The organism is Stappia indica, assembly GCF_001696535.1.
Lineage (GTDB): Bacteria > Pseudomonadota > Alphaproteobacteria > Rhizobiales > Stappiaceae > Stappia > Stappia indica.
The window spans coordinates 92354-105319 of record NZ_MBQE01000005.1 but is presented as its reverse complement, the minus strand read 5'-3'; the positions used below and the strand labels follow the sequence as shown (position 1 = coordinate 105319).

At 68.9% G+C, this 12966-nt stretch carries 12 protein-coding genes; 2 read left to right on the top strand and 10 right to left on the bottom strand.

The window, feature by feature from the left end:
• Positions 1-1236, bottom strand: coding sequence for an alanine racemase (locus BBX35_RS17930; RefSeq protein ID WP_067222985.1), 1236 nt, complete (start codon positions 1234-1236; stop codon positions 1-3).
• A gap of 324 nt (positions 1237-1560) precedes the next feature.
• On the bottom strand, positions 1561-2082 hold the full coding sequence (locus tag BBX35_RS17925; RefSeq protein WP_067222983.1) for a winged helix-turn-helix transcriptional regulator: 522 nt from the start codon (positions 2080-2082) through the stop codon (positions 1561-1563).
• Between the two features lie 87 nt (positions 2083-2169).
• On the opposite strand from BBX35_RS17925, the gene BBX35_RS17920 reads away from it, so the two are divergent.
• The gene (locus BBX35_RS17920; protein WP_067222981.1) at positions 2170-2826 is read left to right on the top strand and encodes a dihydrofolate reductase family protein; all 657 of its coding nucleotides are present in this window, start codon (positions 2170-2172) and stop codon (positions 2824-2826) included.
• A gap of 25 nt (positions 2827-2851) precedes the next feature.
• On the opposite strand, the gene BBX35_RS17915 is transcribed toward BBX35_RS17920, so the two are convergent.
• From BBX35_RS17915 to BBX35_RS17900, 4 genes are read right to left on the bottom strand one after another with little or no spacing between them, the layout of a single operon-like run.
• Positions 2852-6097, bottom strand: a complete 3246-nt coding sequence (locus tag BBX35_RS17915; protein ID WP_067222979.1) for an error-prone DNA polymerase — start codon at positions 6095-6097, stop codon at positions 2852-2854.
• On the bottom strand, positions 6094-7668 hold the full coding sequence (locus tag BBX35_RS17910) for a Y-family DNA polymerase (protein ID WP_067222977.1): 1575 nt from the start codon (positions 7666-7668) through the stop codon (positions 6094-6096). Before BBX35_RS17910 ends, BBX35_RS17915 begins: the two co-directional genes overlap by 4 nt.
• Positions 7574-8371, bottom strand: coding sequence for an ImuA family protein (locus BBX35_RS17905; RefSeq protein ID WP_083206415.1), 798 nt, complete (start codon positions 8369-8371; stop codon positions 7574-7576). Before BBX35_RS17905 ends, BBX35_RS17910 begins: the two co-directional genes overlap by 95 nt.
• Complete coding sequence (locus BBX35_RS17900) at positions 8368-9009, bottom strand: endonuclease III domain-containing protein (RefSeq protein ID WP_171901487.1); 642 nt, start codon at positions 9007-9009, stop codon at positions 8368-8370. The genes BBX35_RS17905 and BBX35_RS17900 overlap by 4 nt, the downstream gene beginning before the upstream one ends.
• 6 nt (positions 9010-9015) lie before the next feature.
• On the opposite strand from BBX35_RS17900, the gene BBX35_RS23710 reads away from it, so the two are divergent.
• A complete protein-coding gene (locus BBX35_RS23710) occupies positions 9016-9474 on the top strand; it encodes a small membrane protein YohP (protein ID WP_171901486.1) in 459 nt (152 codons plus the stop codon).
• Positions 9475-9495: 21 nt separating this feature from the next.
• On the opposite strand, the gene BBX35_RS17895 is transcribed toward BBX35_RS23710, so the two are convergent.
• The 4 genes from BBX35_RS17895 to BBX35_RS17880 are packed head-to-tail and all read right to left on the bottom strand — an operon-like array spanning position 9496 to position 12961.
• Positions 9496-10209, bottom strand: a complete 714-nt coding sequence (locus BBX35_RS17895) for an SDR family NAD(P)-dependent oxidoreductase (RefSeq protein ID WP_088946120.1) — start codon at positions 10207-10209, stop codon at positions 9496-9498.
• A gap of 5 nt (positions 10210-10214) precedes the next feature.
• The gene (locus tag BBX35_RS17890) at positions 10215-11261 is read right to left on the bottom strand and encodes a glycerol dehydrogenase (RefSeq protein WP_067222974.1); all 1047 of its coding nucleotides are present in this window, start codon (positions 11259-11261) and stop codon (positions 10215-10217) included.
• Positions 11262-11267: 6 nt separating this feature from the next.
• Positions 11268-12104, bottom strand: coding sequence for a carbohydrate ABC transporter permease (locus BBX35_RS17885; RefSeq protein WP_067222971.1), 837 nt, complete (start codon positions 12102-12104; stop codon positions 11268-11270).
• Complete coding sequence (locus BBX35_RS17880) at positions 12101-12961, bottom strand: carbohydrate ABC transporter permease (RefSeq protein ID WP_067222969.1); 861 nt, start codon at positions 12959-12961, stop codon at positions 12101-12103. Before BBX35_RS17880 ends, BBX35_RS17885 begins: the two co-directional genes overlap by 4 nt.
• Positions 12962-12966: the final 5 nt, after the last annotated feature.

The window sequence follows — 12966 nt, the reverse complement described above, 5'->3', positions numbered from 1 at the left end:
TTAGCTGAAGTGGGTGGGATAGGCGGCGGCAATGCGCCCGTCCGCGCCGCGCCCGAGGATCACGCGCCAGCGGTCGAGACAGGTGCAGGGATGCGAAATGCCGAAGGCGACGATGTCGCCGACGCCAAGCCCGCTGCCCTCCGGCAGCCTCAGGAAGGCGTGCTGGTCATTGAGCTTCACCACCGACCCGAGGGCATCGCGGCTTGCTGTTTGCACTCCCTCGCGCCAGGCCGCAAGCGGCACCGGCAGATCCTGGTCGTAGGACACGTCGCGCATGCCCATGCCGCAGATCGCAAGCCCCGGCTCGGGCCGCGACAGCACCTCGGCCCACACGGTCAGCGCCGGGCGGAAGGCGTCGAGCGCGGCAACGCCCGTCACAGCCGCAAATCCGCCGCGCGCATCCATCGCCGCGAGCGAGCGCTCGTAGACGCCGTGGTCGTGAAAGAAGATCGCGCCGCTGCGCAGCACCAGTTCCGTGTTGCCGTCGCGGGTCGCCAGCGGCTTGAGATCGCCGACGACGAGATCGAAGAAGGAGGACCCGCCGGCGCTGAGGATCAGCGCGCGCTCCGGCGCGGCGGCACGCAGCAGCGCATGCACCTCGCCGGCCAGCGCGTTCAGCGCAGAGATCGCCTTGACCGTCTCCCGCGGATCGGCGGTTGCGGCAGCCCCCTCATAGGCGGCAACGCCGGCAAGCTCGACATGGGACAGGCGGGACGCGGCATCAATCACGGCGCAGGCGGCGTCGAGACTGCGCGCGCCGGCGCGGCCCGCCCCCACTTCCACCAGCACCGGCACGGTGCGGCCGGCAGTGCGACCCACATGATCGATCACCTCGAGGCTCTCGGGCGCATCGGCGAAGAAGACGAGCGTCGCATCGCGAAAGCGCTGCAGGAGCGCGGCGAACCGCTCGGCCGAGCGGCGGCCGCCGATCTGGTTGGCGACGAGCAGGCGGCGAGCGCCGTTCTCGAGGAACACGCGGGCCTGCTGCAGGTTGGCGACGGAAAGACCCCAGGCGCCGCGACCCAGCAGACGGCGGGACAGTTCGGGAGACATCGGGGTCTTGGCGTGAGGGGCGATGGAGACGCCGGCCTTGGCGACATAATCGAACATCGCCTCGACATTCGCGTCGAAGGCGGCCTCGTCCATGGTCAGGACCGGCAGGGCGAGCTCTCCGCGCTCCGGCGACAGGCCGATGTCCTGCGCAGCGCTTGCCGTTTGGATCCCGTCTTCCCGCATCGTTCCGTCCCTCGCGCGGCCCTTGCCGCCTCTCCCAAACCCGATTGCCGCCTGCAACCGGCACTGCCGATCGCTGTGCGGCCATGCCCTCCGGCCACCGATCCCACGATCCGGCGCCGGTTCGCACCGACGTCATACCGGAAGTCATGATCGCGCCATGACAACGTTATCATTGGCACTAGCACTCGAATGATAACGTTGTCAAGAACGTCTATGTCAGGAGGTCCGGGCTAAATGGTTTCTGGCTGCGGTGCTGGGCAGAGACAATGCCGCAGCGGTGAGCTTGCGGCCGATGGCAGGGAACGAGACGACCGGAAGGCAGCCCTACCCGGCGGGCGCGCTGCGCGCCCGCACAGCCTCGTAAGCCCGCGTGAGATCGCCCAGAACCGGCGAGGCGATGGCTCCGCTCGCACCGGCCACGGGATCTTCCACATGCAGTCGGCGCAGGTCGTCCATGAAGGCGTTCCACATCGGTTCGCCGCCTTCCTCCAGAAGCTGCGCGCGGATCGACAACTCCTCGCTCACCGGCAAATGCCGGCGCCCCCAGGCACCGAGCGTCGCCAGCACCGGCACCAGCTGGATCGCCGGCTCGGCCAGGCTGTAGATCGCCTTCTGGCTGTGGCTGGGGTCCTCGCACCGCGTGACCAGGCCCAGCGCGACCAGGCGCTTCAGCCGGGCGGCCAGGATGTTGGAGGCGATGCCTTCTTCCGACCGGGTCAGCAGCTCGCGGAAATGCCGGCGATTGCCGAACATCATGTCGCGGATGACGACCAGGCTCCAGCGGTCGCCCAGCACTTCCATCGCCAGATTGATCGGGCAGCCCGACCGTCGCTCGATTCCCTGCATGCGCCCCTCGTCAAAACCGGTTGCAAAGTAGGATCGGCCATGGCACAAAACAACCAGTTTCAATTTGCAATCAGTTCGGGAGATGCCATGCCCAAGCTTCGCGTTGACTGTTTCAGCCTGTCGCTCGACGGCTACGGTGCCGGCCCCGATCAGGGATCGGAAGAGCCGATGGGCGTCGGCACCGAGGCCCTGCGCGAGTGGGTGTTCGACACGCCGAGCTTCCGCCGCCGCGTGCTGGGCGAAGACGGCGGCACTCCCGGCATCAACGAGAGTTTCATCGCCCGCAGCTTCGAGAATGTCGGCGCCTGGATCATGGGCCGGAACATGTTCGGCCCCGTGCGCGGTCGCTGGCCGGACGACGGCTGGAAGGGGTGGTGGGGCGATACTCCGCCCTTTCACTGCGACGTCTTCGTCCTGACCCGCCATCCTCGCGCCAGCTTCGAGATGGAGGGCGGGACGGTGTTCCATTTCGTCACCGATGGCATCCATGCCGCGCTCGACCGGGCAAGGGCTGCGGCCGGCGACCGCGACGTGCGCATCGGCGGCGGCGTTTCGACCTTGCGCCAATATCTCGAGGCCGGCCTCATCGACGAAATGCACCTTGCGGTCGTCCCTGCGGTGTTCGGCAAGGGCGAAAACCTGCTGCAAGGCCTCGACCTTCCTGCCTGCGGGCTCGGCAATGTCACTGTCGCTGCGGGCGAGCACGGCATCGCGCATTATACGCTCCGACGTTCCGCCGCCTGAGCCGGAGCACCAGCCCCTGCCGCCGTCAGTGGAAGTTCCGCCCCTTCGGCAGCACCCTCGTGTCGCGCGGATGCCGCCACAGGCTCGCTCCCGAAAGTTTCGGTCCCTCCTGCGGCGGTTCTTTCGAAAGCGAGGCCATCAGATCTGGCGTGATGTCGGTGAGCTGCCGCGCCACCACATGGATGACGCCGTCCTCCTTCTGGATCGCGCCATCCACCATGACGGCACGCGCGCCCATGACGATCCGGCGGCTGCGCTCGAAGATCCGGCTCCAGACCACGATATTGGCGATGCCCGTCTCGTCCTCCAGCGTCAGGAAAGTGACGCTCTTGGCCGTCTGCGGCCGCTGGCGCACCAGAACGAGGCCGGCGACCCGCACGAACCGGCCGTTGCCCTGCGCCTCCAGATCGGCCGCGCGCAAGCTGCGGCGGGCCTCGAGCTGCCCGCGCAGGAAGGCGAAGGGATGCGCCTTCAGCGACAGGTGCAGGCTAGCGTAGTCCTCCACAACATGCTCGCCCGGCCGCATCGGCGGTAGCTCCACCTGCTCTTCCCTCGCGACAAGAACGGCCAGCCCCTTTCGGCCGCCGAACAGCGGCAGGTCGTCCTGACGGGCAGCGCGGCCGAGCCGGCCGGCCAGTCCCTTGATCTCCCACAGGGCCTGCCGCCGGTCGAGGCCGAGCGAGCGGAAGGCATCGGCATTTGCAAGCGCCACCAGCGCCCGGCTGTCGAGGCCGACGCGGCCATGCAGGTCGGCCAGATCCGCAAAGCCCATGCCGCGGGCGGCAACCAGCGCCTGCCCCGCCTCCTCGCTCAAACCGTCGACCTGGCGCAGGCCGAGCCGCAGGGCGAAGGCATTGCCGCCCTCAGCCCCCGTCTTGCGGGCTGGAAGCTCTTCCTCCGTCAGCGTGTGGTCCCAGTCGCTGTGATTGACATCCACCGGCAGCACGCGGCCCCCATGGGCGCGCAGGTCCCGGACGATGGAGGCCGAGGAATAGAAGCCCATCGGCTGCGAGTTCAGCAGCGCGCAGGCGAAGACCTCCGGATAGTGGCACTTGAGCCAGGAAGAGGCATAGGCAAGCAGGGCGAAGCTTGCCGAATGGCTCTCGGGAAACCCGTAGTCGCTGAAGCCCTTGATCTGCTCGAAGCAGCGGTCGGCGAAGTCCGGCTGGTACCTGTTCGCGATCATTCCCGCGATGAACTTTTCGCGGAACTGCTCGATCGTGCCGATGTTGCGGAAGGAGGCCATCGCCCGGCGCAACCGGTCCGCCTCGTCCGGCGAAAACCCGGCGCCGACGATGGCGATCTTCATCGCCTGCTCCTGGAACAGCGGCACGCCCAGCGTCTTTTCCAGCACCGCGGCAAGCTCGGGCGAGGGATAGTCGACCAGCTCCGGGTGCTTGCGCCGCTGCAGGTAGGGATTGACCATGTTGCCCTGGATCGGGCCGGGCCGGACGATGGCGATCTGCACGACGAGATCGTAGAAGTTTGCAGGCCTGAGGCGCGGCAACATCGACATCTGCGCCCGGCTCTCGATCTGGAAGACGCCGACCGTGTCGGCCTTCCGGATCATCGCATAGGTCGCCGGATCGTCGCGCGGCACGCTGGCCAGCCCCATGTCGCGCCCGTAATGGCCGCGCAGCAGGTCGAAGCATTTGCGCAGGCAGGTCAGCATGCCGAGCGCCAGCACATCGACCTTGAGGATGCCGAGCGCATCGAGATCGTCCTTGTCCCATTCCACTACGGTGCGGTCCTCCATCGCCGCATTGGCGATGGGGACCACCTCGTCGAGACGTTCGCGGGTGATGACGAACCCGCCGACATGCTGCGACAGGTGGCGGGGGAAGTCGATCAGCTGGCGGACCAGCCGGATCGTCTGCATCAGGCGGGGATCGCGCGCATCGAGTCCGGCCTGGCGGATTTCGCTTTCCGCCGGCGCGCTGCCGGACCAGCCCCAGATCAGGCCGGACATGGCGCCGACCACGTCGGTCGACAGGCCCATCGCCTTGCCGACGTCGTTGACGGCGCTGCGGGCGCGATAGCGGATCACCGTCGCGGCAAGCCCGGCGCGTTCGCGGCCATAGCGGGCGTAGATGTACTGGATCACCTCCTCGCGCCGCTCGTGCTCGAAATCGACGTCGATGTCCGGCGGCTCGTTCCGCGCCGCCGATACGAAGCGTTCGAACAACAGGTCGATCTCGGTCGGATTGACCGAGGTGATGCCGAGGCAATAGCAGACGACGGAATTGGCCGAGGACCCGCGCCCCTGGCAGAGAATCGGCGGATCCTGGCTGCGGGCGAAGCGGACGATGTCGTAGACGGTGAGGAAATAGGACGCGTAGCCGAGCTCACCGATCAGCCGCAGCTCGCGCGCGATGTTCGCATGCACCTTATCCGGGATGCCTTGCGGGAAGCGGTTGTCGGCACCAAGCCAGGCCAGCCGCTCCAGCTCCTCCTGCGGCGTCGCGCTCTCGCCCGCCGGCTCGACCGGATACTCCGGCTTCAGTTCGTCGAGGTTGAACCGACAGCGCGCGGCGACCTCAAGACTGCGCGCCAGCGCCTGCTCGTGTCCCGACAGGAGCCGCGCCATTTCCTGCGGCGGTTTCAGATGCCGCTCCGCATTCGGCTCCAGCAGGAAGCCGGCCGCATCGATGGTGACGTGCTCGCGGATGCAGGTGAGCACATCCTGCAAGGGGCGGCGCTCGGGCACATGGTAGAGCACATCGTTGGTGGCGATCAGCGGCGTGCGACAGGCCTCGGCCAGCTCCGCCAGCCGGTCGAAACGAGCCCGGTCGTCGCCGCGATGGGCCGGCGACAGGGTCAGCGAAACGGCATCGGGGAACCGGCGCCCCAGCTCCGCAAGACGTGCGGCAAAGTCCGCATCGGGCCAGCGCGGCGGCAGGGCGATGAGCTGCTGACCCTCGCCGAGCGCGCCGAGGTCGGCGAAATCGAGATGACATTCCCCTTTCGGCGCCCGCCGGTTGCCAAGGGTGAGCAGGCGGCTCAGCCGGCCATAGGCCTCCCGGTCCTGCGGATGGACGACCAGTTCCAACCCGTCGCGCAGCACCAGCCGCGCCCCGACGATCAGGCGCACGTCATGCTCGCGCGCGGCCACATGCGCCCGCACGACGCCGGCCAGCGTGTTGCGGTCGGCGATGCCGATGGCGGCAAGGCCGAGCCGAGCGGCCGTTTCCACCAGCTCCGCCGCATGGGAGGCGCCGCGCAGGAAGCTGAAATTGCTGGTCGCCACCAGTTCCGCGAAGGCTGCCGTCATGCGAACAGCCCGTGGACGAACCAGCGCACCGTGTCGCCGGGCCGATCATAGAGGCCTTCGCGGAACAGCCAGAAACGCCGCCCTTCCGTGTCCTCGACGCGGTAATAGTCGCGCGTCAGACGGTTGGCCTCGCCGCCGGCCCACCATTCGGGCGCGATCCGCTCCGGCCCTTCCGCGCGCACGATGCGGTGCGCGGTGCGCCGCCACTCGAAGCGCGCCGGCGGCTTGTCCGGCATTTCCACCAGCACCTCCACCGGCTCGGGCCGGGCGAACAGCAGCGGCGGGCGGGCAAGCGCGGTGCCGCCGTGCAGAGCCCGGCCATGGGCGGTCCAGTCGTGGCGGGCCACCTGCGCAAGCGCCGAGACCGGATGGCAGGAGCGCTCCGGCACGTGGCTTTCGCGCGGTACGAAGCGGCAGACGCGCTCGGGCCCGAAGCGGTTGACCAGCCGGTCGAGAAGCCGGTCGAGATCGTCCAGCGGCGGCTGGGCGTGCCCGCGTCCCGACAGTGCCGCCTGCACCGCCTCGGCGCGCTCCACCTCGAAGGCGGAAAGCACCGCAGCCTCGAAACCGAAGCCGGCATGGTCTCGCAGCCGGTCGAGCCGCTCGCCAAGCAGGCGCAAAAGGTGCGCGGCATCGTTGCTCGGCCGGGTGATGCGCAGCTCCAGCGCCTCGCGCCAGCCGTCGACGCGAAAAAGCGCCAGTTCCAGCCGCCGCGCCGCCTTGCCGAGGCCCTGCAGCATCCCGGCAAGCTCCCCGGTCAGCCGCGCGGCCACCTCGCCGATGGCCTCCAGCGTCGACACCGGCTCGGCGAAATTGCGGGCGATCCGGTAGACGGGCGCAGCCTCCACAGGGTCGAACCGCTCGCCCTCGCGCCCCAGCGCCTGGTCGAGCCGCAGCACCAGCAGTGGGCCGAAGCGGCCGGCGAGCGGCGCGCGCGGCTTGCCGACGAGAAGGCCGATCCGGTCGAGGCCGAGCCGCTCCAGCGCGCGCACCGTTTCCGCCTCGATGCGCAGGGCCGCAACGGGCAGCGGCGCCAGCACCTCGCCCACCTCGCCCGGCGCCACCTGTACCATCTGCGTGTCGCCATAGCGGGCGAGCGCCCAGGCCGCCCCGAGCGTCGGCGCAAGGGCCAACCGTGCGGTCAGACCGAAGCCGTGCAGCCGGTCAGCAAGATCCGTCATCAGCGCCTCTTCGCCGCCGAACAGATGGGCGCAGCCGGCAATGTCGATGGACACCCCGTCCGGCGCATCGATGCGGGTGAGCGGGCTGTAGCGCTGGCACCACAGGGCGAGCCGGCGCAGTCCTTGCGCATCGCCGTCCGGGTCCGCCGGCGCGACACCGAGCGGGGGATGGATCGCCCGCGCATCGGCCAGCGGCATGCCGGGCCTCAGGCCGAGTGCGGCGGCAGGCGCGTTGACCGCACTGACCCTTGCCCCGTTCTGCTCCAGCGCGGAGAGCACGAGAGGACCAGCCTCGTCAGGCGGCAGTCGGCCGCCGCGCGAGAGTGCCGGTCCGGCGGAGCGGCGCTCTGTCGGCCAGCGGGGCAGCCAGACGGAAAGACAGCGTTTCATGGTTCCACTCGAGATCCCAGGCATCCAGGAGACCCTTGCGCGATTTCACCAGCCGGGCCTGCCAGCGCGGCGGGCCGAGGCCGGGCACCGCCTGACCGACATGGGGCACCGGCCGGCTGGCCAGCGCCGCCAGCGACCAGCGGGTGGAGGCGGCCGTTGCCATGTCGAAGACCGGCGCCGCCCCCAGCAGCAGCACCGTCGCCCCGTGGCGGGCGGCACGCATCGCCAGCCTTCGGCTTGCCGTGAAGTCGTAGAGCCGGTCGCCTTCGGGCAGCAGGCCGACGACGACGGCAAGCGAAGGGTGGTCCAGCGCCTCCTCCAGGCTCCACAGGAGGTCGGCGGTCTTCTTCACCTCGACCTGGACCACCCGGTCCGGATCGATGCCGAAAGCGGCAAGCCCGACCGGGTAGAGCTGCCCTTCGCGCCAGCCCCGCGTCGACGGCAGCCCCCACAGCAGCGGGCCCGGGCGCTGCGCCAGCAGCCGCGAGGCCAGCCCCAGCGCAAACCCGGTCGCCGCGCCGATATCGGCCGGCGTCGCCGGCTGCAGCTCGTGCAGCGCCCCGCTCGCCAGCCCGCCGGGCAGCACTTCCCCTTGCGCGTCCGCCCCTGCATCCAGCCCGACCGCCGGCCAGGCCGCCCCCTCGTCCAGCCCGCCTGCCTTGATGCGGGCGCGCAGCGCCGCCAGCGTCTCGCCGTCCCTCATGCTCGCCCCTCCGGCACCGACCGGCAGAGGCGGCACAACGGGCAATCGGGACAAAGCGGCTGCCTGTAGACGCAATGGCTGCGGCCCAGCCCCTGCATCAGGAAATGGTGTGTTTCCGTGTCATTGGCCGTCCATGCGGCGGGCAGCTGCCGGTTGAGCAGCCGCGTGGCACGGGCGATGTCGGCCCGTGCCGGCACGAGGCCCAGCCGGCAGGCGACCCGGTTATGGGCCGTGTCGACCATCAGCACCCGGCGATGCAAGGTGCTGAGGCCGAGCACCGCCATGCTGGTCTTGGGACCGACGCCGGTCAGGCTCTCCAGCCAGACCCGCCCCTCGTCCACCGGCCATCGGGCAAGAAACTCCAGATCCAGCCGCCCGCGCCGGGCCGCGATCTCGCGCAGGGCCGCCGGGATCTGCCGCGCCTTGCGCTCGGCGAAGGTCACTGCGGCGATGATGCCTTGCAGCTCGCTCGCCGCCGTTTCCGCCAGCCGCTCCCATGCGCCCATCCTGCGGGCCAGCGCTGCAAAGACCTCCATGGCGACCGCATCCCGTGTCCGGCCGCTCAGCATTGCGAAAACGAGCTGGCTCACCGGGTCGAGCCGGTAGCACTCCGGCACCGGACCGAACCGGGCAAGCAACAGTCCGTGGACCCGCGCAAGGCGGGTATCGGCAACGAGCGGCAACGTGTATTGCATGCCCGAATGAAAGAACAAAATAAGAACAAACGCAACATGAGTCTGCAGGCCGACAGGCGGTTTTCGGCCATCGCCTTGATTCAAAAACATGAATCAATTCAGGCCGATTGCCGGCACGGCACCTCGCCCGAATCCGAGCGGCGACGGGCGACGACACCGGCCTCGCGGCCGGGGCCCTCTTCCACCCGAAAGCTTGATGAAAACGGAAGCCGGGGAACGCCCGCCCAAGGCTTCAGGCCATCGAATCGGCCCGCCGATCCCGCAAGGGTTCGAACCGATCGGCCTCTTGCGCGTTACCCTTCCGAAACAAGGAGACGCATCATGCTCAAGTTCATCGGCGGTACCATCGGCTTCATCTTCCTGGTCGGCCTCGTGGTCGTGATCGCCATCCTGAAGCTGATCTTCTGATCCGGCGTCCGGATACGGGGCTCAGGCGGCGAGATAGCCGCCATCGACCGGAATGATGGCGCCGTGCACGTAGGATGCCTCCGGCGACAGCAGGAAGGCGATCACCGCCGCGATCTCGGCCGGGTCCGCCCAGCGCTGGAGCGGTATGCGGGCGGCGATGCGCGGGCCGCGCACCGGATCGGCCTTGGCCCGTGCGGACAGCCGGGTGTCGACCCAACCGGGCGCGACCGCGTTGACGCGGACCCCGCGCCCGCCCCAGGCAACCGCCAGCGAGCGGGTCATGGAGGACACCGCCCCCTTGCTCGCCGAATAGGCGGGGGCGGCCGAATTGCCGAACCAGCTCCACATGGAGGCGATGTTGACCACCGCGCCGCCGGCCCGTTCCAGCGCCGGCAGGGCAGCATTGGCGACGGCGAAACTGCCGCCGACATTGATCTCCATCACCTTGCGAAACCCGTCCTCGGTCCACTCGTCGTCGAAGCGGATGACGCCGGCACAGTTGACGAGGCCGTGCAGCTCGCCGACCCGCGAGAACAGCGCGGCCCGCGCGCCCGCATCGGTGATATCGCAGTCGGCAAAGGCGATGTCGGAGGGAAGGTCCGCGTCGCGCTCCAGCCCGGCCGCCGTCACCTGCCAGCCGCGCTGCGCCAGATATTCGGCCGTTGCCCGCCCGATCCCGGTGCCCCCGCCCGTCACGATGGCCTTGCGCATGATCCCGTCCCGAAGCTGCGCCATTCGCCTCACATCCTGTCGAGGCTGCGCATGGCCTCGACCAGATCGTCCGGCCCCAGCCGGCGCATGTAATTGCCCGCGTAAGGCGCCGTCAGCGACACCTCCGCCATCCGCCGGAAGTCGGCCTCTTCGCTCAATCCGAAGGCGGCAAAGGACACTGGCAGGTTGATCCGGCGGAAGAAGCCGGCGAGTTCGGCGATCTCCTCCGCGCTGCCCTGGCCCGCTGCCAGCTGGGTCAGCGTGCCCAGCGCCACCATTTCCCCGTGCAACAGGCGGGCGAGCTGCGGCATCACCGAAAACCCGCGCACCATGGAATGGGCGATGGACAGGCCGCCGCTTTCGAAGGCCAGACCGCTGAGAAGGATCGACGCCTCCACCACCCGCTCGAAGGCGGCGTCCGGCTCGCGCGCCGCCATCGCTGCCTCGCCATCAGCGAGCAGGATCTCCCGCGCCCGGCCGACGATGGCCTTGGTCAGTTCGGTCGGCGTGCCGCCGAAGAAGTTGAGGCCGCCCCCGGAAAGGGCCCCGGCGAGCTCGTAGGGCTTGGACATGGCATCGCCGATGCCGGCGGCCAGAAAGCGGCGCGGCGCGGAGGCGATCACCGCCGTGTCGACGAGAACCAGCGAGGGATTGGCCCGCATGTGACGCACGCCCTCGACCGCATGGTCGGCGGTATAGACCACGGCGATATGGCTGGTCGGGCTGTCGTTGGAGGCAATCGTCGGGACGATGCCGACCGGCAAGTTCCGCAGGATCGCCGCGCCCTTGGCCGTGTCGATGGCCTTGCCGCCGCCGATGCCGAGGATGAGCCGCGCCTCGCCGGTCTCGGCCGCGCGCGCCTCTATCTCGGCGCCCGTGCATTCGCCGCCGAAGGCGAGCAGCCTTGCATCCGGCAGGGCCCGGGCGATCCTCTCGCCCAGCAGCTCGCGGGCGACCGGGTCGATGACGACCGCCACCGGTCCGCCGCCGAGCCGCTCGACCTCCTCGGCCAGCGTATCGATAGCACCGGGTCCCTGGACGTAGCGCTGGGGCGCGCCGAGAATGCGCAGGGCCATCTTCGATTATCCTTTCACCGCGCCGGCCGTCAGGCCTTGCACGAAATAACGGGAGAGCAGGATGAAGGCGACGAAGAGCGGCAGGGCGATCAGCGTCGAGCCGGCCATCACGTCGCCCCAGCGCAGGTCGAACGCGCCGATCATCGAGGCAAGACCGAGCGGCACGGTCTTGTTGACGTCGGAGCCGATCATCACCAGCGCGAAGGTGTAGTCCGTCCAGGACAGCAGGAAGGCGAAGATCGCCACCGTCACCAGTCCCGGCACGGAGAGCGGCAGCACCACCCGCAGGAAGGCGCCGAGCCGGGTGCAGCCATCGACCATCGCCGCCTCTTCCAGCTCGAAGGGCATCGCCTTGAAGAAGCCCCACAGGAACCAGACGCCGAGCGGCATGGTCATGGTCAGATGCGAGATCACCAGCGAGAACAGCGTGTCGTTGAGACCGATTTTGGTGAACATCGCATAGAGCGGGATCGCCAGCAGCAGCGGCGGGAACATGTAGGCATAGAGCATGCCGGCGATGATCGCCTTCTTGCCGCGGATCCGCTGGCGGGTGACGCCATAGGCGATCATCACCGACAGGACCATGGTTAGCGCCACCGTGGCGATGGCGACGATCAGGCTGTTCAGAAACTGCCGCGGATAGTCGGTCTGGGCCAGCAGGCTGTAATAATATTGCAGCGTCAGCTCGCTGGGGATCAGCGAGGGATTGAGCAGCAGCTCCTGCGTCGGACGCAGCGACGACGACACCATCCAGTAGATCGGGAAAGCGCTGTAGAGCGCGATGGCGAAGGCGGCGAAATACAGGCCGACACGCGCTGCCGGCCGCCGGATTGCGTGTGTCATGCGTCGTCCTCCATCGGGAACACGCGGAAATACAGGAAGACGGCCAGCGACAGGAACAGGAAGGAGATCGTGGCAATCGCCGCGCCCGTGCCGATGTCGTAGAGCGTGAAGGCCGTGCGGTAGGAGAGGATCGGCAGGTGTTCCGTCGCCCCGACGGGACCGCCGCCGGTGGTCAGCCAGATCACGTCGAACTTGTTGAACATCCACACCCCGCGCAGCAGGATGATGACGGTCAGGATCGGCCGCAGCATCGGCAGGGTGATGTGGAAGAAGCGGCGGATCGGCCCGGCGCCGTCGACGCGCGCGGCCTCGTAGAGCTGGGTCGGCACGGTCTGCAGGCCGGCCAGGAACGTGGTGGTGACGAATGGCGTCCACAGCCACACCGAGACCAGGATCACCGAGATCATCGCCGCCTGCTCGGTCTCGAACCAGTAGATCGGCGGCAGGCCCCACTCGTCCATCAGGATGGTGACGATGCCGAGCGACCCGTCGACCATCCACTTGAAGGTCAGCACCGCGATCACGGTCGGCAGGAGATAGGGCAGGAACGCGAGCCCGCGCACCAGCGCCCGGCCGCGGAAGGGCTGGTGCAGGATCAGCGCGAAGCCGATGCCCAGCACCACCTGCAGCACGATGGCAAGGCCCGCATAGACGATGCCGTTCCACAGCGCGCGCCAGAACTCCGCGCTCGCCAGCACCGCCTGGTATTTCGCAAGGCCGACCCAGACCGGGTCGGAGGTCAGGGACGGCAAGTCGAAGAAGCTGAGCGACACGGCATAAACGGCCGGGCCGACGATCAGCAGCAGTGTCACGAGCACGCCCACGGCAAGGAAGGCGGGCAGCATCCAGCGGGTCATTCTTG